Annotated in this window: 21 protein-coding genes and 3 pseudogenes; 17 read left to right on the top strand and 7 right to left on the bottom strand. The window is 61.8% G+C overall.

All coding sequences use genetic code 11. From position 1 onward, the window contains the following. Positions 1-164: 164 nt before the first annotated feature. Positions 165-1,967: an acyl-CoA dehydrogenase gene (locus tag B0W55_RS05880; RefSeq protein WP_077045078.1), complete on the top strand. Its 1,803-nt coding sequence runs from the start codon at positions 165-167 to the stop codon at positions 1,965-1,967. A 134-nt stretch (positions 1,968-2,101) separates the two neighbouring features. Here B0W55_RS05880 and B0W55_RS31490 read toward each other — a convergent pair whose 3' ends face one another. The 4 genes and pseudogenes from B0W55_RS31490 to B0W55_RS05865 form a co-directional block, all read right to left on the bottom strand. Continuing rightward, positions 2,102-2,833 carry a methyl-accepting chemotaxis protein gene (locus B0W55_RS31490; RefSeq protein WP_371807256.1) on the bottom strand — a complete coding sequence of 244 codons (732 nt, stop codon included), beginning with the start codon at positions 2,831-2,833 and terminating at the stop codon, positions 2,102-2,104. A 132-nt stretch (positions 2,834-2,965) separates the two neighbouring features. Then, positions 2,966-3,985, bottom strand: a pseudogene (locus B0W55_RS31485) (cache domain-containing protein); the annotation flags it as partial. 145 nt (positions 3,986-4,130) lie between these two features. Then, a complete protein-coding gene (locus B0W55_RS05870) occupies positions 4,131-4,430 on the bottom strand; it encodes a cell division protein ZapA (RefSeq protein WP_077045076.1) in 300 nt (99 codons plus the stop codon). Then, positions 4,427-4,657 (bottom strand): hypothetical protein, encoded by a 231-nt coding sequence (locus B0W55_RS05865; RefSeq protein WP_077045075.1) that lies wholly within the window; start codon positions 4,655-4,657, stop codon positions 4,427-4,429. Before B0W55_RS05865 ends, B0W55_RS05870 begins: the two co-directional genes overlap by 4 nt. Before the next feature lie 274 nt (positions 4,658-4,931). Between B0W55_RS05865 and B0W55_RS31480 the strand changes: the two are divergent. The 5 genes and pseudogenes from B0W55_RS31480 to selO form a co-directional block, all read left to right on the top strand. Beyond that, a pseudogene (locus B0W55_RS31480) lies at positions 4,932-5,702 on the top strand (MCP four helix bundle domain-containing protein); the annotation flags it as partial. Beyond that, positions 5,679-6,557 carry a methyl-accepting chemotaxis protein gene (locus tag B0W55_RS31475; RefSeq protein ID WP_371807255.1) on the top strand — a complete coding sequence of 293 codons (879 nt, stop codon included), beginning with the start codon at positions 5,679-5,681 and terminating at the stop codon, positions 6,555-6,557. The pseudogene B0W55_RS31480 and the gene B0W55_RS31475, both read left to right, overlap by 24 nt. A gap of 267 nt (positions 6,558-6,824) precedes the next feature. Then, positions 6,825-8,567, top strand: coding sequence for a potassium/proton antiporter (locus tag B0W55_RS05855; RefSeq protein ID WP_077045073.1), 1,743 nt, complete (start codon positions 6,825-6,827; stop codon positions 8,565-8,567). Positions 8,568-8,602: 35 nt separating this feature from the next. Further along, on the top strand, positions 8,603-11,956 hold the full coding sequence (mscK, locus tag B0W55_RS05850) for a mechanosensitive channel MscK (protein WP_077045072.1): 3,354 nt from the start codon (positions 8,603-8,605) through the stop codon (positions 11,954-11,956). A 48-nt stretch (positions 11,957-12,004) separates the two neighbouring features. Next, positions 12,005-13,468 (top strand): protein adenylyltransferase SelO, encoded by a 1,464-nt coding sequence (gene selO / locus B0W55_RS05845; protein WP_077045071.1) that lies wholly within the window; start codon positions 12,005-12,007, stop codon positions 13,466-13,468. Between the two features lie 6 nt (positions 13,469-13,474). Here selO and B0W55_RS05840 read toward each other — a convergent pair whose 3' ends face one another. Together B0W55_RS05840 and B0W55_RS05835 are read right to left on the bottom strand one after the other, a co-directional pair. Next, complete coding sequence (locus B0W55_RS05840; RefSeq protein ID WP_077045070.1) at positions 13,475-13,876, bottom strand: type II toxin-antitoxin system HigA family antitoxin; 402 nt, start codon at positions 13,874-13,876, stop codon at positions 13,475-13,477. Beyond that, positions 13,873-14,043: pseudogene (locus B0W55_RS05835) on the bottom strand (type II toxin-antitoxin system HigB family toxin); the annotation flags it as partial. The gene B0W55_RS05840 and the pseudogene B0W55_RS05835, both read right to left, overlap by 4 nt. 218 nt (positions 14,044-14,261) lie before the next feature. Here B0W55_RS05835 and trxC point away from each other — a divergent pair. Continuing rightward, positions 14,262-14,696: a thioredoxin TrxC gene (gene trxC / locus B0W55_RS05830; RefSeq protein WP_077045068.1), complete on the top strand. Its 435-nt coding sequence runs from the start codon at positions 14,262-14,264 to the stop codon at positions 14,694-14,696. A gap of 134 nt (positions 14,697-14,830) precedes the next feature. On the opposite strand, the gene B0W55_RS05825 is transcribed toward trxC, so the two are convergent. Continuing rightward, complete coding sequence (locus B0W55_RS05825; protein WP_077045067.1) at positions 14,831-15,601, bottom strand: ParA family protein; 771 nt, start codon at positions 15,599-15,601, stop codon at positions 14,831-14,833. A gap of 347 nt (positions 15,602-15,948) precedes the next feature. Here B0W55_RS05825 and B0W55_RS05820 point away from each other — a divergent pair, with 347 nt between their 5' ends. The 10 genes from B0W55_RS05820 (at position 15,949) to B0W55_RS05775 (ending at position 23,971) form a co-directional block, all read left to right on the top strand. After that, positions 15,949-16,674: a beta-ketoacyl synthase chain length factor gene (locus B0W55_RS05820; RefSeq protein ID WP_077045066.1), complete on the top strand. Its 726-nt coding sequence runs from the start codon at positions 15,949-15,951 to the stop codon at positions 16,672-16,674. Continuing rightward, positions 16,650-17,462, top strand: coding sequence for a 1-acyl-sn-glycerol-3-phosphate acyltransferase (locus B0W55_RS05815; RefSeq protein ID WP_077045065.1), 813 nt, complete (start codon positions 16,650-16,652; stop codon positions 17,460-17,462). The genes B0W55_RS05820 and B0W55_RS05815 overlap by 25 nt, the downstream gene beginning before the upstream one ends. Next, a complete protein-coding gene (locus tag B0W55_RS05810) occupies positions 17,440-17,715 on the top strand; it encodes a phosphopantetheine-binding protein (RefSeq protein ID WP_077045064.1) in 276 nt (91 codons plus the stop codon). Before B0W55_RS05815 ends, B0W55_RS05810 begins: the two co-directional genes overlap by 23 nt. A gap of 9 nt (positions 17,716-17,724) precedes the next feature. Continuing rightward, complete coding sequence (locus tag B0W55_RS05805; protein WP_077045063.1) at positions 17,725-17,979, top strand: acyl carrier protein; 255 nt, start codon at positions 17,725-17,727, stop codon at positions 17,977-17,979. Then, the gene (locus tag B0W55_RS05800; protein ID WP_077045062.1) at positions 17,976-18,521 is read left to right on the top strand and encodes a hypothetical protein; all 546 of its coding nucleotides are present in this window, start codon (positions 17,976-17,978) and stop codon (positions 18,519-18,521) included. Before B0W55_RS05805 ends, B0W55_RS05800 begins: the two co-directional genes overlap by 4 nt. Beyond that, positions 18,518-20,200, top strand: a complete 1,683-nt coding sequence (locus B0W55_RS05795) for an acyl-CoA synthetase family protein (protein WP_077045061.1) — start codon at positions 18,518-18,520, stop codon at positions 20,198-20,200. The genes B0W55_RS05800 and B0W55_RS05795 overlap by 4 nt, the downstream gene beginning before the upstream one ends. Positions 20,201-20,355: 155 nt before the next feature. Beyond that, a complete protein-coding gene (locus B0W55_RS05790; protein ID WP_077045060.1) occupies positions 20,356-21,090 on the top strand; it encodes a glycosyltransferase family 2 protein in 735 nt (244 codons plus the stop codon). Continuing rightward, positions 21,087-22,028 carry a glycosyl transferase gene (locus tag B0W55_RS05785; RefSeq protein WP_077045059.1) on the top strand — a complete coding sequence of 314 codons (942 nt, stop codon included), beginning with the start codon at positions 21,087-21,089 and terminating at the stop codon, positions 22,026-22,028. The genes B0W55_RS05790 and B0W55_RS05785 overlap by 4 nt, the downstream gene beginning before the upstream one ends. Then, the gene (hutH, locus tag B0W55_RS05780; RefSeq protein ID WP_077045058.1) at positions 22,009-23,553 is read left to right on the top strand and encodes a histidine ammonia-lyase; all 1,545 of its coding nucleotides are present in this window, start codon (positions 22,009-22,011) and stop codon (positions 23,551-23,553) included. Before B0W55_RS05785 ends, hutH begins: the two co-directional genes overlap by 20 nt. Then, entirely contained in the window at positions 23,546-23,971 is a 426-nt protein-coding gene (locus tag B0W55_RS05775) for a thioesterase family protein (protein ID WP_077045057.1), read from the top strand. Before hutH ends, B0W55_RS05775 begins: the two co-directional genes overlap by 8 nt. Positions 23,972-24,081: the final 110 nt, after the last annotated feature.

Raw genomic sequence — 24,081 nt, 5'->3', positions numbered from 1 at the left:
CGGACTGTCATTCAACCAGGATGTTGGATGTACCGGCCTCTTCGCGAGCAAGCCCGCTCCCACATTTGATCGGCGCCAACTGCACCATCACCCTCATCAATCATCCTGTTCAGCCTCTATTCCCACGCCTAGACTCGGTCCACTTCAATAAAAGGTAGGCCGCCATGTCCGAGACGTTGCTCAGTTCCCGCAATCTGGCTTTCGAGCTGTATGAAGTCCTTGATGCCGAGGGCCTGACCCAGCGTGAGCGGTTTGCCGAGCACAACCGCGAAACCTTCGATGCCGCCCTCGGCACCGCCCGCAACATTGCCGAGAAGTTCTTCGCCCCGCACAACCGCAAGGGCGACGAGAACGAGCCGCGCTATGAGGACGGTCAGGCGATACTGATCCCGGAAGTGAAACCGGCCGTGGACGCCTTTCTCGAAGCCGGCTTCCTCAATGCCGCACGCAGTTTCGAGGCGGGTGGCATGCAGCTCCCGACCCTGCTGTCCCAGGCCTGCTTCGCCCACTTCCAGTCGGCCAACGCGGCATCGACTTCGTACCCGTTCCTGACCATGGGTGCGGCCAACCTGATCGAAAGCTTCGGCACCGACGAGCAGAAGCGCCGCTTTCTGCAACCAATGATCGACGGCCGTTTCTTCGGCACCATGGCCCTGACCGAACCCCACGCCGGTTCATCGTTGTCGGACATTCGTACCCGCGCGGAACCGGCGTCCGACGGCACTTATCGCCTCAAGGGCAACAAGATTTTCATCTCTGGCGGCGATCACCCGCTGTCGGAAAACATCGTGCACATGGTGCTCGCCAAGCTGCCGGATGCGCCGGCCGGGGTGAAAGGTATTTCGTTGTTCATCGTGCCCAAGTTCCTGGTCAACGATGACGGCAGCCTGGGCCAGCGCAATGACGTGTTGCTGGCCGGTCTGTTCCACAAGATGGGCTGGCGCGGCACCACGTCCACGGCACTGAATTTCGGCGATAACGGCGAATGCGTTGGCTATCTGGTGGGCAAGCCGCACCAGGGCCTGAGCTATATGTTCCAGATGATGAACGAAGCGCGGATCGGCGTCGGCATGGGCGCGGTAATGCTCGGTTACGCGGGTTATCTGTACTCATTGGAATACGCCCGCGAGCGTCCGCAGGGCCGGGTGCCGGACAGCAAGGACCCGAACACCGCGCCGGTGGCGATCATCCAGCACGCTGACGTCAAGCGCATGCTGCTGACGCAAAAAGCCTACGTTGAAGGCTCATTCGACCTCGGGCTGTACGCCGCGCGGCTGTTCGATGACACCACCACCCTGGAGACCGAAGCCGAGCGCAAGCAGGCCCACGAACTGCTGGACCTGCTGACGCCGATCGTCAAATCCTGGCCATCGGAGTTCTGCCTGAAGGCCAACGAACTGGCCATCCAGATCCTCGGCGGCCACGGCTACACCCGCGAATACCCGGTGGAGCAGTACTACCGCGACAACCGCCTGAACCCGATCCACGAAGGCACCCACGGCATTCAGTCCCTGGACCTGCTGGGCCGCAAACTCGCACAAAACGGCGGCGCCGGGCTCAAGCAACTGATCCGCCTGATCGCCGATACCGGCGCTCGTGCGCAAGCCCATCAATCGCTGACTGCACTGCGCGAGCCACTGGAAAACCTGGTGGCGCGCCTGCAAACCGTGACCATCGGCCTGCTGACCGATCTGGCGCAGGGCAAGGTCAACAGCAGCCTGGCGAACTCGGCGCTGTACCTGAAAGTGTTCGGGCATACGGTGATCGGCTGGCGCTGGCTGGAACAGGCGATCCGTGCCGAAGAGGGTCTGGCCAAGGGTAATGCGGCCGACGTGAGTTTCTACAAAGGCAAGTTGCAGGCGGCGCGCTATTTCCTGACGTGGGAAATTCCGGCGTGCCACCATGAACTGGCGATCCTTGAAGCCCGGGATGATGTGTGCCTTGGGATGCAGGATGAGTGGTTCTGACCAGAAACGTGTTGTACTGCTGACAGACATTCGCGAGCAAGCCCGCTCCCACTGTTGACCGCATTATCTGGATGATCGCGGACTACTGTGGGAGCGGGCTTGCTCGCGAAGGCGTCAGCACTGCCAACGCGATTTCAACTCAACCTGAACCCACCCATCTGCCGCGCCAGATCATCGGCCAGGCGCTGCAACGTCTGGCAGTCCTCACGACAAGCCCTGACCTCCCCCGCCGTTGCCCGGGCCAGATCGGAGATCCCCTGCACATTGCGATTGATCTCTTCCGTCACCGCCGACTGTTCTTCCGTCGCCGTCGCCACCTGATGGTTCATGTCGCTGATGCGCTCGACCTGCCCGGTGATGGCGGTCAGTGACGCGCCGGTACGCTGGCTGGATTCAACGCCCGTGCCGGTGGCCGCTTGCCCGCTGTGCATGGATGACACTGCGTTTTCCGCGCCCTGCTTGAGGCTGCCGATCATCTGCTGGATCTCATCGGTAGACGCCTGGGTGCGGCGTGCCAGGGTGCGGACTTCATCAGCCACTACGGCAAATCCTCGGCCCATGTCCCCGGCCCTCGCCGCTTCGATGGCCGCGTTCAAGGCCAGCAGGTTGGTCTGCTCAGAGATGCCGCGAATCACCGCCAGCACCTGATCGATTGAGGCTACCTGCTCGGCCAATTCCCCGACCGCGCTGGCGGCGAGGCCGATTTCGTCGGACATGCTTTCGATATGCCGGATCGACCCGCCAACCACTTGCCGCGCCTGCATCGCTTCCTCCCGGGCGTTCTGGGAAGCAACCGCTGCGTTACCCGCGTTCTGCGCAATTTCCTGCACGGTCAGGCCCATTTCATGAACGGCCGTGGCGACCATGTCGGTCATTTCCTGCTGCCGACCGGAACGCTCGGCGGTGTTGTCCACCACCCGCGCCACCTGTCCGACCGCCGTACGCAAGCGCTCACTGGTGGTCAGCACTTCGCCGATCATGTCGCGCTGACTGTCGAGGAAGCGGTTGAAGCCACGGGCCAGGTCGCCCAACTCATCGGCGCGGCTGGCATCGAGCCGTTGGGTCAAATCTCCCCCACCGCTACCGATGGCCACCAGCGCCGCTGTTACCTGACGAATCGGCCGCACCAGGCCGCGGGCCAGCAACACCACCAGCAACAGGCACACCAGCGCCACCGCCAGGCCGATGCCGCTGCTCATCCACATCGCGCGGCGGGCTTCGGCATAGATCTGCGACTGCGGCACTTCGGCCACCAGGGTCCACCCCAAATCCCGCAGGGGCAGGCTCAACGCGAGAAAGTCTTCACCGTCGCGGACGAACGTGACAGTTTTTTGACCGAGGACCGTTTGCGCCGCCGACGCGCCAATCTGCTCGGCCAAGGTGCGCTTGCCGCTCCATTGCGCCTCGGGATGCACCTGGATCAAACCGTCGGAACGCACGAGATAGACCTTGCCGCGCTCACCGAAGCTGAAGTTGTGAATCAGCTCCGAGAGCTCCTTCATGCTCAATCCCAGGCCGGCAACGCCCACAACCTTGCCGGCCTGCTCGACCTTCAGATCGATGAACAGCGCCAATTCTCCGGTGGCGGTGTCATGGTCGATGTTGAGGGTGCGCGGCTGATCGCTGTCGAGAAAGGAATAGAACCAGGCGTCCTTGGGGTTGGCGCGGCTGAGGGAGCGATCAAGGCCTTTTTCGGTGAAATAGTGGTTGGACGCCGTGCCGACGATCAGCGCGGTAAATGCTTTGTGTTCGGCACGGATGCCCTCCAGATACTGGATGAAAGCGGGAGTCTCAGCCGGGCTTTCACCCCCGGCCAGCCAGTCGCGCACCATGCTGTTGCTGGCGATGTCCTTGGCGGCGGTAAGGGGTTGGATGAGGATGCGTTCGATGTCGTTGCGCATCGCTTCGATGCTGGACGGCAGCGCTTGTTCGACCAGATAGCGCTGGGCAAGACGGTTGACCACGAGGGTATAAACGCCAACCACGATCAGAATGCTGAGCAACAGGGCGGCGCCCATGCTCAGGATCAACTGCCATTGAATACTGCGTCGCCAGAACTGCATGGAGCACCCCCAAAGAATAAGAGGCTGAAACACTGCAACAGCCGTGCCGATTGTATACATCTATATCGACAATCTATTCTTTGGTTGTGCGCAAAGCCGATCAGGCCTGATTGATCGTCTTGGAGATCACTTCGACCGTGGCGCTGACTTGCTCTTGGTAACGGTCGAGTTCGAGTTTGTGCTGCTTTTGCATTTCGATCTGTTGAGAACACAGGTTCATCGCGGCCAGTACCAGCAGTCGGTCACCGATCAGGGTCGGGTACTTCTTTTTGGTCTCGGCCAGGGCGGCCTTCAACATCATTGCAGCGTCGAGCAGCGCCTGCTCTTCACCGGCCGGCGCCCTGATCGAATAGTCCTCCCCCAGGATCGAGACGACTTTCACCCCCGCGCCGTAACTCATGCGCTGACTGGGCCGGCGCTGACGCGCTCAACCAGGGCCTGGATGCGTGCGGCGGTGGCGCCTTGTTTCTCTTCCTGTTCCATCAGGCTCAGTTGCAGGCTTTCGTTTTCATCCTTTGCCTGAGCCAGTTCGGCGCTCAGGGCTTGGTTGGTGCCGAGCAGGCTCTGGTTCTGTTGCACCAGGTCGCTGACCAGCTGTTCCAATTGGCTTAGGGATGCTTCCAACATTTTGATTTTCCAGGCATTTTCAAAGGGCGCGTACGATAAAGAAAAGTCTCTGGGTATGCCAGGGTTAAACCGGCTCAAGGCCTTGATTTTCCTGACCAGTGACCGTTCCGGCGAACTTAAAAGACTGTGATTGGCCGATCTGGTTCCTGCACTTCGTCGCCGCAACGGTTGTCGGGGGCCACCACGCCGGGCTCAAGACTTCACGCACGTGACCGATAAGTCATCCATACAGCAGACTCAGCCCCGCACGGACGCGCTCTTTTTGGTACCCGCCATGTCCCTTCGCAATATGAATATCGCCCCTCGAGCGTTCCTCAGTTTCGCCCTGATCGGCGGCTTGATGATGGTGCTGGGGGTGTTTGCCTTGAACCAGATGAGCAAGATCCGTGGCGCCGCCCAAGACATCACCAATAACAGCGTCCCGAGCATCAAGAGCCTCGACGAGTTCACGCAACTGACGCTGCGTCTGCGGGTCTTGTCCTATCGCTTGCTGGTCAATCGCGAGCCGGACGTGCAGCAGAAAACCATGGAACTGCTGGAGCAGCGCAACCAGCAGATCCGCACGGCCCAGGGCATCTACGAAAAACTGATCGCCAGCCCTCAGGAGCGCACGGCCTACGATCAATACGTGCAGTTGCTGGGGCAATACCGGCAGATCGAAGAGCGGATGAAGACCCTGTCGCGCAACAATCAGGTCGATGACCTGCGCAGCCTGCTCAACGCCGATCTGCTGAGCAATTCCGAAGCGATCAACGCCGTGCTGGCCAAGTTGCTGGAGATCAATACCCGACAGACCCTCGATACCAACCAACAAGCGGCGGATCAATACGATACGGCGTTCAACCTGGTGGTCGTGCTGCTGGTCATCGCCACCGCCCTGACCCTGCTGTTCGCCTGGTTGCTGACCAACAGCATCACCGGACCGATCGCCAACGCCTTGAATGCCGCCGAGCACATTGCCGAAGGCAACCTGACGCAGCCGATCAAGGTCGACGGCGAGGACGAGGCCGGGCGTTTGCTGATGGCCATGTCAAAGATGCAGGACAAGCTGCGCGATACCCTGCAGCGGATTTCCGGCTCGGCCACGCAACTGGCTTCCGCCGCCGAAGAGCTCAACAGTGTCACCGACGAAAGCGCCCGTGGCCTGACCCAGCAGAACAACGAGATCGAACAGGCCGCCACCGCGGTCAACGAGATGACCAGCGCCGTGGAAGAAGTCGCGCGCAACGCGGTCAGCACTTCCGAGGCCTCCAAGAACGCCACCACGTCCGCTGGTGACGGCCGCGATCTGGTGCAGGAAACCGTCAGCGCCATCGAGCGCATGAGCGCCGATGTACAGAGCACCGCGACGCTGATCGGCGATCTGGCCAATGAGTCCCGGGATATCGGCAAGGTGCTGGACGTGATTCGCGGGCTGGCCGACCAGACCAACCTGCTGGCGCTCAACGCCGCCATCGAAGCGGCTCGTGCCGGTGAAGCCGGTCGCGGTTTTGCGGTGGTGGCCGATGAAGTCCGCGCCCTGGCCCACCGCACCCAGCAGTCGACCAGCGAAATCGAACGCATGATCGGCAGCATCCAGAGCGGTACCGAACATGCGGTGGACTCGATGCGCAACAGCACCGAGCGCGCCGAATCGACCCTGAACATCGCCCGTGGCGCAGGAATGTCGCTGGAGACCATCAACAGCGCCATCGTCGAAATCAACGAACGCAACCTAGTGATCGCCAGCGCCGCCGAAGAGCAGGCGCAAGTGGCCCGCGAAGTGGACCGCAACCTGGTGAACATCCGCGACCTGTCGGTGCAATCGGCCACCGGCGCCAGCCAGACCAGCGCGGCGAGCAGTGAGCTGTCGCGGTTGGCGGTGGACCTGAACACCATGGTTGGGCGGTTCAGCCTCTGACAGCTGACTCAAGACCCGTGGCGAGGGAGCTTGCTCCCGTTCGGTTGTGAAGCAACCGCAAATCGACACACCGCGCAGTACCTGACGCTACGCGGTGCTTACTGGGGGCCGCTGCACGCCCCGGCGGGAGCAAGCTCCCTCAACACAGCGACATGGCCGGCCGGCAAAAGCTTTTTGACAGCATCACATTTCAACAGGTTAGAATCGCTGGCACGCAGACTGCATGGTCAGTTTGTGCCCGCCTTTCAGCTTCCTGGAGTACTGCCTTTGAATGCGACGACCATCAACAGCCTGTTCTTGATCGGCGCGTTGCTGGTAGGTGCAAGCATTCTGGTGAGCTCACTGTCATCGCGCCTGGGCATCCCGATCCTGGTGATCATCCTGGCCGTGGGCATGGCCGCCGGCGTCGATGGCGGCGGGATCATCTTCGACAACTACCCGACGGCCTATCTGGTCGGCAACCTCGCACTGGCGGTGATCCTGCTCGACGGCGGGTTGCGCACCCGGGTCTCGAGTTTCCGCGTGGCGCTCTGGCCGGCCTTGTCGCTGGCCACGGTCGGGGTATTGATTACCACGGGGTTGACCGGCATGGCGGCGGCCTGGCTGTTCGACCTGAACCTGATCCAGGGCCTGCTGATCGGCGCCATCGTCGGCTCCACCGACGCCGCCGCGGTGTTCTCTCTATTGGGCGGCAAAGGTCTGAACGAGCGGGTCACCGCCAGCCTTGAGATCGAGTCCGGCAGCAACGACCCGATGGCGGTGTTCCTCACCGTGACCCTGATCGACATGCTCGCCAGCGGCCAGACCGGCCTGCACTGGAGCCTGCTGACCCACCTGCTGCGTGAGTTTGGCATCGGTGGCGTCATCGGCCTGGGCGGCGGCTGGCTGATGCTGCAACTGGTCAACCGCATCAACCTGGCCACCGGCCTTTATCCGATTCTGGTGATCGCCGGCGGCCTGCTGGTGTTCGCCCTGACCAACGCCCTGCATGGCAGCGGCTTCCTGGCGGTGTACCTGTGCGGCCTGGTGATCGGCAACCGCCCGGTGCGCAGCCGCCACGGCATCCTGCACATGCTCGACGGCATGGCCTGGCTGGCGCAGATCGGCATGTTCCTGGTGCTGGGGCTGCTGGTCACGCCCCACGACCTGCTGCCGATCGCCCTGCCCGCCCTCGCCCTGGCGCTGTGGATGATTCTGTTCGCCCGGCCGCTTTCGGTGGTTGTCGGGCTGTTGCCGTTCAAGGCGTTCCATGGTCGGGAGAAGGCGTTCATTTCCTGGGTGGGCTTGCGCGGCGCGGTACCGATCATTCTGGCCGTGTTCCCGTTGATGGCCGGACTGCCCCATGCCCAGCTCTACTTCAACCTCGCGTTCTTTATTGTGCTGGTATCGCTGCTGGTGCAGGGCACGAGCCTGCCGTGGGTGGCCAAGTTGTTGAAAGTGACGGTGCCGCCCGAGCCTGCGCCCATCTCGCGTTCGGCGCTGGAGGTGCACGTCACCAGCGAGTGGGAGCTGTTCGTTTATCGCCTCGGCGCTGAAAAATGGTGCATCGGTTCGCCCCTTCGCGAACTGAACATGCCCGAAGGCACCCGTATTGCCGCCCTGTTTCGCGGCCAGCAACTGCTCCATCCGTCGGGTAGTACCGTGCTGGAAGTCGACGATTTGCTCTGCGTGATCGGCCATGAACACAACCTTCCGGCCCTCGGAAAACTGTTCAGCCAGGCGCCGCAACGGGGCCTCGATCTGCGTTTCTTCGGCGACTTCGTACTCGAAGGAGACGCCCAGCTGGCCGCGGTTGCCGCCTTGTACGGGTTGAAGGTCGAAGGCATCGATCCGGACATGTCACTGGGTCGCTTCATCGCCCAGAAAGTGGGGGGCGCACCGGTGGTCGGCGACCAGGTGGAGTGGAACAATACCATCTGGACCGTCGCGGTCATGGACGGGAACAAGATCGGCAAAGTGGGCGTCAGATTCCCCGAAGGAAGTCGCCCGGGCCCCGGACTCTTCCTCTAAACTCCATTCTTCGCCTCGTCTTTCGATCGGTCTTTATGTCAAGCCTGCGCACCTTTTTCGTCATGGTCCTGTTGGGCCTGAGCCTATCCGTCGGCACATTGCAAGCCGCCGAACCACCCACCCGCGAAAGCGTCCAGGCCAGCCTGGACAAGATCGCCGACCGCAAACTGCCGGAGGCTGATCAAAAAGCCCTGCAGTCGGTCCTGCAAGGCACGCTCACGCAGCTCAACAATCAGCGCGATTACGAACAAAAACTCAGCGACCTCAAGCAGCAACTGGCCACCGCGCCCAAGCAGACCATCGAGAACCAGCGAGAGCTCACGCGCCTCAAGGCCAGTACCGTGGTGCCGGTTGCGCAACGCTATACCAAAGAGTCGATTCAGCAGCTCGAGCAAATGCTCACCGAGCGCTCGACCCAGCAAAGCGATCTGCAAAAGGAGCTCGCCGACGCTAACAGCCTGGTCATCACCGCCCAGACCCGCCCCGAGCGCGCCCAGGCCGAGATTTCCAGCAGTCAGACGCGCATTCAGCAGATCAACAATGTCCTCAAGACGGGCAAGGACGCCGGCAAGAGCCTGAGCACCGAGCAGCGCGATCAGCTCAACGCTGAACTCGCGGCCCTCAACGCGCTGATTCCGCTGCGTCGCCAGGAACTGGCCGGCAATACCCAACTGCAAGACCTGGGCAACAGTCAGCATGATCTGTTATCGGAGAAGTCCAGTCGGATGGACCGGGAAATCCAGGACCTGCAAAACCTGATCAACCAGAAACGCCTGGCGCAATCCCAGGAGACGGTGACGCAGCAGTCCATCGAAGCGCAAAAAGCCGGCGGCAGCAGCCTGCTGGCCACCGAAAGCGCGGCCAACCTCAAACTCTCGGACTACCTGCTCAAGAGCACCGACCGCCTCAATGAAGTCACCCAGCAGAACCTGCGAACCAAGCAGCAACTGGACAGCGTGACCCAGAGCGATTCAGCGCTGGACGAGCAGATCAACGTGCTCAAAGGCAGCCTGCTGCTATCGAAAATTCTCTACAAACAGAAACAGGCCCTGCCGCGTCTCAAGGTCGACCGTGATCTGGCCGACCAGATCGCTGACATTCGCCTGTATCAGTTCGAAGTCAGCCAGCAACGGGAACTGCTCAGCAACCCGATCACCTACGTCGACAACCTGCTGGCCAACCAGCCGCCCGAGCAAGTCACCCCGCAACTGCGCAAAAGCCTGCTGGAACTGGCCACCACCCGGGCCGACCTGCTGGAGCGGCTGAACCGCGAATTGAGTGCGGTGCTCAACGAATCCATCACCCTGCAACTGAACCAGAAACAGCTGCTCAGCACCGCGCAAAGCCTGCGCGCGACCCTGGACGAGCAGATGTTCTGGATTCCCAGCAACAAGCCGCTGGACGTGGAATGGATGCGCAGCGTTCCGGATCGCCTGCAACGTCAGGTCGAGACCCTGCCCCTGGCTTCGAGCCTGAGTGAACTGGTCGACGGCCTGACCCAGCGGCCGCTGCTGTTCCTGCCCCTGGCGCTGCTGATCGGTGCATTGTTGTGGCGCCGCAAGCAACTGTATGCCCGGCTGAACAAGGTTCACCTGGACATCGGCCACTTCAAGCGCGACAGCCAGTGGCATACGCCCCAGGCGATCCTGATCAACATTTTGCTGGCGATGCCGGTCTCGCTGGGCCTGGGTTTGTGCGGCCTGGCTCTGCAAATCGACGCCCGAGGGCAAAACGCCAACATGGGCGCGGCGCTGCTGCAAATGGCCGGGGCCTGGCTGGTGTTCTACACCGCGTATCGGGTGCTGGCGCCCGGCGGCGTGGCGGAACTGCATTTTCGCTGGGAAAAACCTCAGGTCGAATTCTTGCGCGGCTGGGTCCGCCGGCTCGGCATGGTGGTGATGGCGCTGGTGGCGGTGGTGGCGGTGGCCGAGCTGCAACCCGCGGCACTGGCCGACGACGTGTTGGGTATGCCGGTGGTCCTCATCTGCTATGCCTTGATGACGTGGCTGCTCAGTCGACTGCTGCTCAGCAGTCCCACCCACGAAAACGCCTCGCTGTTCCGCAAGGCCGTGGGCGTCATGTTCACCGCCCTGCCGGTGGCCCTGTTCGTCGCCGTGTGCTTCGGCTACTACTACACCGCGCTGAAACTCAGCGACCGACTGATCAACACCCTGTACCTGCTGATGTTCTGGCTGGTGATCGAAGCCACTTTCGTGCGCGGCCTGAGTGTCGCGGCACGCCGCCTGGCCTACCAGCGTGCACTGGCCAAACGCCAGGCCGCCAAAGAGGCCGGCGACGGCGAAGCGGTGATCGAAGAGCCGACCCTGGACATCGAGAAGGTCAACGAGCAGTCCCTGCGCCTGATCCGCCTGGCCCTGCTTGGTGGCTTCATGGCATTGCTGTACTGGGTCTGGGCCGACCTGATCACGGTGTTCTCGTACCTGGACAACATCACCCTCTACGAATACACCAGCGGCACCGGCGCCAACATGAGCATGGTGCCGATCAGCATCGGCGACATGCTCGGCGCGCTGATCATCATCGGCATCACCTTCGCCCTGGCGCGCAACCTGCCCGGCCTGCTTGAAGTGTTCGTGCTGTCGAAACTGAACCTGGCCCAAGGCAGCGCCTACGCCACCACCACGCTGCTGTCCTACGTGATCGCCGGTGTCGGCTTCGTGTCGACGCTGTCGACCCTTGGCGTGAGCTGGGACAAGTTGCAATGGCTGGTGGCCGCGCTGTCGGTAGGCCTGGGCTTCGGCATGCAGGAGATCTTCGCCAACTTCATCTCCGGCATCATGATCCTGTTCGAGCGCCCGGTGCGGATCGGCGACACCATCACCATTGGCAACCTGTCGGGCACGGTGAGCAAGATCCGCATCCGCGCCACGACCATCACCGACTTCGACCGCAAGGACATCATCGTTCCGAACAAAACGTTCATCACCGGGCAATTGATCAACTGGTCGCTGACCGACACCATCACCCGGGTCACCCTCAAGCTGGGGGTCGATTACGGCTCGGACCTGGACCTGGTCAAAGAACTGCTGCTCAAGGCTGCCCGTGAAAATCCGCGGGTGCTCAAGGATCCTGAACCCCATGTGTATTTCCTGAACTTCGGCGAAAGCACCCTCGACCACGAGTTGCGCATGCATGTGCGCGACCTGGGTGACCGTAACCCGGTGCTCGATGAGGTCAACCGCTTCATCAACCGTGAGTTCAAGAAGCAGCACATCAATATCTCGTTCCGGCAGATGGAGGTCTATCTCAAGAATCTTCATGGCCAGGAATACAAGATGGTGCCGATCGAGCCCGAGAGCAAAACCATCGTGCCGCTGACCGATGGCAAGCAACCGCCCCTCGCACCGCCCGCCGCCAAACTCGACTAACCGGGAATTCCCCAGCAGAATGCTCGGACATTCTGCTGGAGACGGTCTTTGAAAGCCCTCGACGAACTGACCTTCGACAACCGCTTCGACCGCCTGGGCGATGCGTTTTCCGCCCATGTGCTGCCTGAGCCGATCGATAACCCGCGCCTGGTCGTGGCCAGCCCCGCCGCCATGGCGCTGCTGGATCTGGACCCGGCCGTGGCCGACACCCCGGAGTTCGCCGAGCTGTTCAGCGGCCACAAGCTTTGGGCCGACGCGGTTCCGAGGGCCATGGTGTATTCCGGCCACCAGTTCGGTTCCTACAACCCGCAACTGGGCGACGGCCGCGGCCTGTTGCTGGGTGAGGTGTACAACGAGGCCGGCGAGCACTGGGATCTGCACCTCAAGGGCGCCGGCCAGACGCCGTTTTCGCGCATGGGTGACGGGCGGGCGGTGCTGCGTTCGTCGATCCGCGAATTTCTAGCTTCTGAAGCCCTGCATGCCTTGAACATTCCGACCACCCGGGCGCTGTGCGTGATCGGCTCCGACACCCCGGTGTGGCGCGAGAAGCAGGAACGCGCAGCCATGGTCCTGCGCCTGGCGCCGAGCCATGTACGCTTCGGCCATTTCGAATATTTCTACTACACCAAGCGCCCGGAACAGCAGAAAGCCCTCGGCGACCATGTGTTGGCCATGCATTTCCCCGAGTGCCTTGAACAACCGGAACCGTACCTGGCGATGTTCCGTGAAATTGTCGAACGCAATGCCGAACTGATCGCCAAATGGCAGGCCTACGGTTTCTGCCATGGGGTGATGAACACCGACAACATGTCGATCCTGGGCATCACCTTCGACTTCGGTCCATTCGCCTTCCTCGACGACTTCGACACCCACTTCATCTGCAACCATTCCGACGACCAGGGTCGCTATTCCTTCAGCAACCAGGTGCCGATCGGCCAGTGGAACCTCAGCGCCCTGGCCCAGGCATTGACGCCGTTCATCAGCGTCGAAGCCTTGCGCGAAACCCTGGGCCTCTACCTGCCGCTGTTCCAGGCCCACTACCTGGACCTGATGCGCCGCCGCCTGGGCCTGACCACTGCCGAAGACGACGACCAGGCGCTGCTCGAACAACTGCTGCAACTGATGCAGAACAGCGGCGTCGACTACAGCCTGTTCCTGCGCCGACTGGGCGAAGAATCACCCGAAGCGGCCATCCATCGCCTGCGCGACGACTTCGTCGACATCAAGGGCTTCGATGCCTGGGGCGAGCGCTACACCGCCCGGGTTGCCCGCGAAGGCGAACTCGACCAGACGCAGCGTCGTCAACGGATGCACGCCGTCAACCCGCTGTACATCCTGCGTAACTACCTGGCGCAAAAGGCTATCGACGCGGCTGAGCAAGGCGACTACTCGGAAGTTCGCCGGCTGCACGCGGTGCTGAGCAAGCCGTTCGAGGAACAACCGGGGATGGAGGGGTATGCCGAGCGGCCGCCGGAGTGGGGCAAGCATTTGGAGATCAGTTGTTCGTCCTAAGGCGCGTCAGATAAAGACATCCACCGGCACATTGAAGCGCTCGGCCAACCAGCGGATCTGGCGCAGGTTGAGCTGGCGCTTGCCGCTCAGGATCTCGGAAACGACCGACTGAGGGCCGACCCCAGGCAGGTCGCTTTGAGTCAAACCATGCTCGCGCATCATGTAACCAAGCACTTCAGCACCGGTGGCCTCGGGCATTGGGTGGTGCTTGTGATCCCACTCTTCAATCCAGTCACCGAGGATGTCCACCAAACTCATCAGAGGGTGCGATTCGTCAACCCCGGTCATCTCGAGTAACTCGTCGAGGGCCTGCACCAGCGTGTCATAGTCCTGTTCGCTTTTGGGTTTGCGAAGCAATGGCGCTACAAACTCCCAGTGCTCCACTGCGTTTTTTATCAGGATGCTCATACCCTTCCCTCCTTCCATTTGCCGCGGTCGTATTCGCGGTGATCCAGCAAATGCTTGATGTAAATTTTTTGTTGCCGATATCGAACGTAGGCGATTAGCCGCAATTTGTTGCCACCAATATCGAAAACATGAAGCTCTCCGACTTTGTCTGTTGCGGGAAATGAAGAGTTTTTCTGAAAACACTCGCATGCAACATCCTTATCGCATTTTGCTATGGGAAGTTAATCACAGATCGAAAATATCGCAAATCGCGATAACCCCTGAACAGACCAATGGTCTCGCTCAGTACGACACAGCCTAGTTTCACCGACAGACAGGGCGCGATTGAAAAGATGAGCAAACGTCTCCAAATAGCAGTCATCCGCTTCTTAACAGGATCTTCCTCATGACCGACCCACTCCTGATCCCCTGCCCCCACTGCAATGGCCTCAACCGCATCCCGGGCGAGCGACTCAACGATCACCCCAAATGCGGGCGCTGCAAGGCCGAGGTCTTGCTGAACACACCTTTCGAACTGAAACAGGGCGACTACGCCAGCCAGATCAAGGGCGATCTGCCGTTGCTGGTAGACGTGTGGGCGGACTGGTGCGGGCCGTGCAAGTCGTTTGCTCCGGTGTTCGAGCAGGCGGCCGGGCAGTTGGCGGGCAAGTGTCGGTTGGCCAAGCTCGACAGCGAGGCGAACCAGCAGTTGTCGGCGCAGCTGGGGATTCGCTCGATTCCGAGTCTGATTCTGTTCAAGAACGGTCGCGAAGTGGCGCGCCAGAGCGGGGCTTTGCCGTTGCCGCAGCTGATGAGCTGGTTGCGTAGTCAGGGGATTTAAGGGCTGCACACATTCCAATGTGGGAGCGGGCTTGCTCGCGAAGGCGGTGTGCCTGTCGACATTGATAGTGACTGACATTGCGCTGTCGCGAGCAAGCCTGCTCCCACAGGTTTGCTTGATGTGACAGACAGGACTCAGGCGTTTTCGAGCAGGTTATGCAGCTCGACAAACTGCTGCGTCAGCTTGTGCCGTGGGTCGAGGTGGATCAGCGGTGTGTTGGCCTGGTGGGATTCGCGCATGCGCACCGAGCTGCCCAGGTACACCGGCAATACCGGCAACCCCTCGGCGATCAGCTCATCGAGGATCTGTTGCGGCAGGCTGGCACGGGCCTGGAATTGATTGACGACAATCCCTTCGACTTCGAGGCCTTCATTATGGTCATCCTTCAACTCTTCGATTTCCGCCAGCAGACCGTATAGCGCCTGACGGGAGAAACTGTCGCAGTCGAAGGGGATCAACACGCGATCAGCGGCAATCAGCGCCGAAACTGCATAGAAGTTCAATGCCGGCGGGGTATCCAGGTAAATCCGGTCGTAATCTTCGTCGAGCTCTTCGAGCAACTTACGCAGCTTGTTGATCTTGTGCTTGGCCTCGAGCTTGGGCTGCAAGTCCGCCAGTTCCGCGGTGGCCGTGATGACGTGGAGATTGTCGAACGGGGTTTCGTAGATATCGACCTGGTTCTTTTTGGAGAACGGCCCGGACGACAGGGTCTGCTTGAAGAAATCGGCAATCCCCATCGGAATATCGTTACCGGTGAGTCCCGTCAGGTATTGAGTGGAGTTGGCCTGGGCATCGAGATCCACCAACAGGGTGCGATAGCCCTCGCTGGCGCTGACCGCCGCCAGATTGCAGGCAATGCTGGATTTGCCCACACCACCTTTCTGATTGAACACCACGCGCCGCATGTCAAAACCTCCGTGTATCAAAGAATGACCGAGTGTAGTAGTCCACGGTATCGCTTAGCTAGCTCGCTGGCCCAGGGACTACACGGTGATCGGCAATCTGCTGCGCAAAACACGGCAAGCTCGACCGTGAGCGTCAGCAGGAGCCGACAGACGGCCAGATGTGAATAATTGCCAAACGCTCAGATTTTGCGAATCGACCGATGCACTGACTGTGCAAAATGTAACCAGCATTTGCTACAGGTTCCCGGCACCGGGATAATGCGCACCACTCGGCGCCAAGCGCCACGTAACGTGAGTGCAGCTATCTGCCACTTCGCGCGTCAAGCAAGCCCGCAGGGGCGGGATGAATGTCTGTGATCAATTTCAACATCGCCCAGTGGCGCGCATGGGCCCCGGGGCTCGAAAGCGTGGACGATTGGCAGGCCTGGAGCCGGCATCCGGTCGAGTTGCCTGTCAGCGATGCCGTTCCCGACGTGTCATTCTTGCCCGCCATGCAACGCCGGCGTCTCAGCCGACTGGCGCGGATGGCCTTCAGTGTCGGCTGGCCATTGGCCGAAGGTCATCAGGATCTGCCGCTGGTCTTCGTCTCCCGCCACGGCGAAACACCGCGCACCGTCGATATCCTCAGCGACCTGGCTGCTGACCAGCCACTGTCGCCGACCCAGTTCAGCCTGTCGGTGCATAACGCGATCATCGGTCTGTGGTCGATCATGCGCGGCGAAACCAGCGAAATGACCGCCCTTGCCGCCGCCGGCGATGGCCTGGAACAGGGCATGCTGGAGGCCGCAGCCCTGCTGGCTGAAGGTGCGCCAGCGGTATTGCTGGTGATCACTGAAGAGCAGCCGCCCCAGGCTTATTCGACATGGATCGATGATGTGCCGTTTGCCTATGCGGTCGGTCTGCTGATCACACCCGGTACCGACTGGCGGCTGTCCATGAACAGCCCCACGGATGCGTTGTCCAAACCCCGCTGGCCGCACGCGCTGAACCTGTTGCGCGCACTGCTGGGCCAGCAAACCCACTGCCAACATGCCTGGAAAAATCGTGTATGGACCTGGCAACGCAACCTGTGACCGAAAAAAACCGCGACGCCTACCACTGGCGACTGCTGGCCACCGCCGCAAGCTTTGCCTTGTTCGGGCTCGGCGGGATGTGCCTGCGCCTGGTGGTTTTCCCGTTGCTGGGCTGCCTGCCGGGCGATGCCATAACCCGACGGTTGCGTGCGCGGCAGACCGTCAGTCGTTGCTTCTGGTTTTTTGTCCGCTTCATGGCCCGTGCCGGCGTGCTGACCTACGACATACAGGGCGCGGAAAAACTCGGCCGCCCCGGGCAGATGATCGTCGCCAATCACCCGTCACTGATCGACGTGGTGTTCCTGATCGGCCTCGTGCGCCACGCCAACTGCGTGGTCAAGCAAAGTCTCTGGGACAACCCCTTCACCCGCGGCCCGCTGCGCCGTACCCAATACATCAGCAACGATGGCAGCATGGACATGCTCGATGCCGCCGCCGATGCCCTGAAAAGCGGCCAGACCCTGATTATCTTTCCCGAAGGCACCCGCACCCAACCGGGCCAGCCCCCGGCCTTTCATCGGGGGGGCGCGGCAATTGCCGTGCGCGGTGCGAAAATCCTCACCCCGGTCGTCATCAAGGTCAGCCCCACGACACTGACCAAGGCCGAACCCTGGTACCGCATTCCCAAACGCCGCGTGCACTTCAGTTTCCGGGTCGGCGCCGATATAGACCCACAGGCCTTCGCCGCGCTGGGCCCCGCGCCCCAGGCCTCGCGCAAGCTCAACGATCATTTGCATGCCTACTACATTAAGGAGCTCGCCGAAGATGAGCGATCTGAACACCGATAGCCTGAACCGGGACATCAAAGAATTGATCATCGAAGCCCTGGGCCTCGAAGACATCAGCGCCGAAGACATCGGCGACCAACAGACCCTGTTTGGCGAAGGGCTGGGCCTTGACTCGGTAGACGCCCTGGAACTGGGCCTGGCCATCCAAAAAAAGTACGGCATCAAGATCGACGCCGACGCCAAGGACACTCGTAATCACTTCAGCAACGTGGCGAGCCTTGCGGCGTTCGTCACTGCAAAACAGGCAGCTTGAGACCGGACCATGCAAACTCGTGACGAAATTTTCAACACCCTGCGCGATGCCTTGGTCGAGCTGTTCGAACTGGACCCCGAGCGCGTGAGCCTCGAATCCAATCTTTATCAAGACCTGGAAATCGACAGCATCGATGCGGTCGACCTGATCGATCACATCAAGCGTCAGACCGGTAAAAAGATCGCCGCCGAGGAATTCAAATCGGTGCGTACCGTCAGCGATGTGGTCGAGGCGGTCTACCGTCTGGTTCAACCGGCCGCATGAGCCGATTGATCGGCCTTGGCCTGCTGCTGGCAGGCTTGCTGTACCCCTTCGCGGTGTATTTCGGCATGGAGCATTTCGCGCCGTGGCAGTTCGGTCTGTTGCTGGGCGGCCTGTGGCTGGCCCGGGCACTGACCGGCAGACGCCGGCCCGGCAGCCTGTGGATGGCCATAGTGGCCATTATTTTTTGCCTGCTGTTGGCGCTGTTCGACAGCCCGCAACTGCTGCGCTGGTACCCGGTGCTGATCAGCGCCTTCATGCTGGCGCTGTTCGGGCTGAGCCTGGTGTACGGCCCGCCGATGGTGGAGCGGCTGGCCCGACTGCGTGAAGGCCATCTGCCCGCCGAGGGCATTCGCTATACCCGACAGGTGACCATCGCCTGGAGTGTGTTTTTTTTCTGCAACGGTTTGTGCGCCGCAGCCCTCACGCTGTGGGCGCCGCTGAGCTGGTGGATGTTGTACACCGGCCTGATTTCCTACGGATTGATAGGCCTGATGTTTGCCATTGAATGGCTCATACGACAACGGGTAAGAGGCCGCCCATGAATTGGATAAAACTTGAGCACCTGTTGCTCAAGCCCGCGCCGCAACGTGTCATCACGACGGAACCGGCGCTGAATCACACGCAGCTGTGCGAACAATCTTTGGGGCTCGCTGCCGACTTGCAAGCCCGGGGCGTGCGGCGCATTGCGGTGCACCTCGAGGATGCCGCTGACCTCGCCATTGCCCTGTTGGGTGCGTGGCGCGCCGGGGTCAGCGTGCTGTTGCCGGCAGACCTGCAACCTCAGACCCGCCAACGCTGGTCGAGCGACGTCGACCTGTGGCTGACCGATCACCCCGCCGACGCCCGCCTGAACGATTTTCAGCACCCGCCGCTCGACGCTGCAGCGCTGGATCTGGATCGCTGCACCCTGAGCCTGTGCACCTCCGGCTCCAGCGGCGAGCCCAAGCGCATCGAAAAAAGCCTGCGCCAGTTGGTCACTGAAGTCCAAGCCCTGGAACGGCTGTGGGGGGCAGACCTGGGCCCGGCGTGCATCATCGGCAGCGTTGCCACCCAACACATTTATGGCCTGCTGTTCCGCGTGCTGTGGCCGCTGTGCGCCGGGCGTCCGTTCCTGCGCAAGCAACTGGCGTTTCCCGAAGACCTGCAACGGGCCAGCCGCGAGCACCCGGCCTTCGCCTGGGTCGCCAGCCCGGCGCTGCTCAAGCGCATGGGTGACAACCTTGACTGGCCGGCCCTGAGCGCAGTGCGAAGGGTGTTTTCTTCCGGGGGGGCATTGCCGGCCGAGGCGGCGCAGAGCCTTCACGAACGCCTGGGACAGTGGCCGACGGAGATTTTCGGCAGCTCGGAAACCGGTGGCATTGCCTGGCGCCAGGGACCTGACCTGTGGCAACCCTTTGCCGACGTGGTGCTCAATCAAGACCCTGATGGCGCACTACTGATCACCTCACCCTATTTGCCTGCCGGCCATGTCGAGCACACCGCCGATGCCGCACGCATCGCGGCGGACGGCCGTTTCGAGCTGTTGGGGCGGCTGGACCGGATCGTCAAGCTCGAAGAGAAACGCATTTCGCTGCCGATGCTGGAGCAGGCGCTGATGGCCCACCCCTGGGTTGCCGAGGCACGGCTGGGCGTCGTCCAGGAAAACCGTGCCTCGCTGGGTGCACTGCTGGTGCTGACCGATGCCGGACTGCATGTTTTGCGCAATCAAGGCCGACGCAGCCTCACCGAAACCCTGCGCCAACACCTGAGCCAGCATTGCGAAGCCCTGGCCTTGCCTCGACGCTGGCGCCTGCTGCGGCAATTGCCCCTGAACCCTCAAGGCAAGCTGCCCCAGGCCGATGTCGAAGCCCTGCTGCTGGCGCCGCGCCCCAAGGCACCGCAAGTCCTGGAACAGGCCGACACCGAGGGCGAGTGGAGCCTGCAACTGGCGGTACCGCCGGATCTTGCCTACTTCAGCGGGCATTTTCCGAAAGCCCCAGTGTTGCCGGGCGTGGTGCAAGTTGAATGGGCAATGAACCTGGGTCAGCAATTGATGAACTTGCCAGCCAGGTTTGCGGGCATGGAAGTATTGAAGTTCCAGCAACTGATACGCCCAGGGGATGAAGTCCAGTTGCACCTGCGCTTCGATGCGGTGCGCAGCAAACTGTATTTCGCCTACCGCAACGAAACCGCCACCTGCTCCAGCGGGCGGATTTTGCTGGAGGCGGCAGGTGATGAATAATCCGTGGCGACCGTGCTTTTTGTGGCGAGGGAGCTTGCTCCCGCTGGGCTGCGAAGCGGCCCAAAACGAATGCAACATCGATTTCATGGCGAGCGCTTCGCACTCGAACGGGAGCAAGCTCCCTCGCCACAGGGGTTTTGTCGAGTTTTCAGATCATGCATAACCCCTGCGCCATCGTCCCGGTCTATAACCACGAAACGGCCGTCACCACCGTGGTCAATGCCCTGCTCGCCTGCGATCTGCCGTGCATCCTGGTGGACGATGCCAGCGGTAAAACCTGCGCCGCCGTGCTCGACCAACTGGCCCTGCGCGACAAGGTGCATCTGATCCGCCTGGCCGCCAACCAGGGCAAGGGCGGTGCGGTGATGACCGGTCTGCGGGAAGCGTCGCGCCTGGGTTTCAGTCACGCCTTGCAGGTGGATGCCGACGGCCAGCACGACCTGCAGGACGTGCAGACCTTCATCGAGCAATCCAGTGCCCACCCCGACGCGGTGATCTGCGGTTATCCGCAGTACGACGCCAGCGTGCCCAAGGGCCGCTTGTACGCTCGCTACCTGACCCACGTCATGGTCTGGATCAACACCCTGTCGCTGCAGATTCGCGACTCCATGTGCGGCTTCCGCGTCTATCCGTTACCCCCGGTGCTGGCGCTGATCGACACCGCGAAAATCGGCAGGCGCATGGACTTCGATTCCGACATCCTGGTGCGTCTGGCCTGGCGCAATCAGCCGATGCAGTGGTTGCCGACCAAGGTCCACTACCCGCTGGACGGTGTCTCACATTTCCGCATGTTCCACGACAACGTGCTGATCTCGAGCATGCACACCCGCCTGTTCTTCGGCATGTTGCTGCGCTCGCCCCGGATCCTCTGGCAGCGGTGGCGCACATGAGCACCGACAAGCAGCACTGGGCCGATCGCCAGGAGCGAGGCAGCTTCTGGCTGATGAAGCTCACTGCATTGGGCGCCAAAATCCTCGGCCGACGCCTGTTGAGCCCGATCCTGTATGGCATCGTCCTGTATTTTTTCCTGTTCGGCCGCAGCGCCCGCCAGAGCGCCTGGCAATACCAGCAACGGCTCGCCGACTGGAGCGCTCGCCCCGACCTGCGCCCCACCCACTGGCGCGTGTTCGGCCAGTTCATGGCCTTTGCCGATTCGATGCTCGACAAACTCGACGTATGGAACGGCAAGCTGAGCATCGAGCAGATCGAAATCATCGACCCTGCACTGCTGCGCAATCAGTTGCGCGGCACCCGTGGGCAGATGCTGGTGGGCGCGCACCTGGGCAATCTGGAAGTCTGTCGCGCGCTGGCGGAGATCGGCGAAAAGGTGACGATGAACGTGCTGGTGCACACCAAGCATGCCGAGCAGTTCAACCGCTTGCTGGGTGAAGCCGGCGCCACCAACCTGCGCCTGATCCAGGTCAGCGAACTGGACCCGGTGATCATGCTGCAACTGCACGAACGCCTGGAACGCGGCGAGTGGCTGGCGATTGCCGGCGACCGCGTGCCGTTGCATGGCGGACGCAGCGTGACCGTGGATTTCCTGGGCCACCCGGCCAGATTTCCGCAAGGCCCGTGGCTGCTGGCCGGCGTGCTCAAATGCCCGGTCAACCTGCTGCTGTGCCTGAAAAAACCCGACGGCGATTACCGACTGACCCTGGAGCCCTTCGCCGAGTCGATCACCTGGAAACGCAGCGACCGCGAGCAGGTCATTCATCAGTGGGCCTCCCGCTATGCCGAGCGCCTGAGTCACTATTGCCTGCAAGCGCCTCAACAATGGTTCAACTTTTACCCTTTCTGGAAAACCGATGACGACGCCAACGCTTGAGCCGGTAACCTTCGGCGAACTCCCCTTGCGCATCGAAGACGTGCTGGCCCTGGCCAACCGCCTGGCGCCGACGCAACTGCAGAGCGACCCCGCCTACCGCGAACGCATCGCCAAGGGTGCGCGGTTCCTCGACTCGCTGCTGGACAAGGAAGGCGTGATCTATGGCGTGACCACCGGTTACGGTGACTCCTGCGTGGTCGCAGTACCCTTGCATCACGTCGAGGCGTTGCCGCGTCATCTGTACACCTTCCACGGCTGCGGGCTCGGCAAACTGCTCGATGCCCAAGCCACCCGCGCCGTGCTCGCGGCGCGTTTGCAGTCGCTGTGCCACGGGGTTTCCGGGGTGCGCGTGGAACTGCTGGAGCGTCTTCAGGCGTTCCTTGAACACGACATCCTGCCGCTGATTCCGGAGGAAGGCTCGGTGGGCGCCAGCGGCGACCTGACACCGCTGTCCTATGTGGCCGCGACCCTGTCCGGCGAACGTGAAGTGATGTTCCGTGGCGTACGCCGGCAAGCGGCGGATGTGCACCGAGAACTTGGCTGGCAGCCCTTGGTGTTGCGGCCCAAGGAAGCCCTGGCCTTGATGAACGGCACCGCCGTGATGACCGGCCTCGCCTGCCTGGCCTTCGCCCGCGCCGACTACCTGCTGCAACTGGCCACGCGCATCACCGCGTTGAACGTGGTCGCCCTGCAAGGCAATCCGGAACACTTCGACGAACGCCTGTTCGCCGCCAAGCCGCATCCGGGGCAAATGCAGGTCGCTGCGTGGTTACGCAAGGACCTGGCGATCGACGCACCGACCGCGCCGCTGCATCGCCTTCAGGACCGCTACTCCCTGCGCTGCGCGCCCCACGTTCTCGGGGTGCTGGCCGACAGCCTGAATTGGCTGCGCTCGTTCATCGAAATCGAGCTCAACAGCGCCAACGACAACCCGATCATCGATGCCGAAGCCGAACGCGTGCTGCACGGCGGGCATTTCTATGGCGGCCATATCGCCTTTGCCATGGACAGCCTGAAAAACCTGGTGGCCAACGTGGCCGACCTGCTCGATCGGCAACTGGCCCTGCTGGTGGATGAGCGCTACAACCACGGCTTGCCGAGCAATCTGTCCGGCGCCACCGCCGATCGCGCGATGCTCAATCACGGCTTCAAGGCGGTGCAGATCGGCACCAGCGCCTGGACCGCCGAAGCGCTGAAAAACACCATGCCGGCCAGCGTGTTCTCGCGCTCCACCGAGTGCCACAACCAGGACAAGGTGAGCATGGGCACCATCGCCGCGCGGGATGCAATCCGAGTGCTGGAGCTGACCGAACAGGTAGCCGCCGCCACGCTGCTGGCGGCCAATCAGGGCGTGTGGCTGCGCAGCAAGGCTGAAGATGCGCGGCCACTGCCGCCCGCCCTTGCCGCCATGCATGAAGAATTGGCCAGGGATTTTGCGCCGGTCATCGAAGACCGTGCCCTGGAAGGCGAACTGCGCCTGTGCCTGCAACGAATCGCCGAGCAACACTGGAGGCTGCATGCGTAGCAAGGGAGTGCTCCACACCGATACGGAAATCCTCGTGCCGTTCTTCGACGTCGACAGCATGAACGTCGTCTGGCACGGCCATTACATCAAGTACCTGGAAGTCGCCCGTTGCGCGTTACTGGACCGGATCGGCCACAACTACACGGCCATGTCCGAATCGGGCTATGCCTGGCCGGTGATCGACCTGCAACTGCGCTACGTGCGCGCGGCGGTGTTCGGGCAAACACTGAACGTGCGCGCCAATCTGGTGGAATGGGAGAACCGTCTGAAGATCAACTACCTGATCAGCGACCTGCAAACCGGCGAACGTCTGACCCGCGCCATGTCCGTGCAGGTTGCCGTCGACATGAGCAGCCGCGAGATGCAACTGGCTTCGCCGAAGGTCTTTACCGATGCCGTTCAGAGAGCACTGCCATGATTTCAGAATTCGACACCAATGCTGATGACATGCGCGTTCCCTGTGGCGAGCGAGCTTGCTCGCGCTTGAGTGCGCAGCACTCACCATTGCGCCAGACCTTGCCAGCGTAT

Origin of the sequence: Pseudomonas sp. KK4 (assembly GCF_001984065.1) — a bacterium.
Classification (GTDB): domain Bacteria; phylum Pseudomonadota; class Gammaproteobacteria; order Pseudomonadales; family Pseudomonadaceae; genus Aquipseudomonas.
The sequence above is the reverse complement of the archived record's forward strand: the minus strand, read 5'-3'. Positions and strand labels throughout refer to the sequence as shown.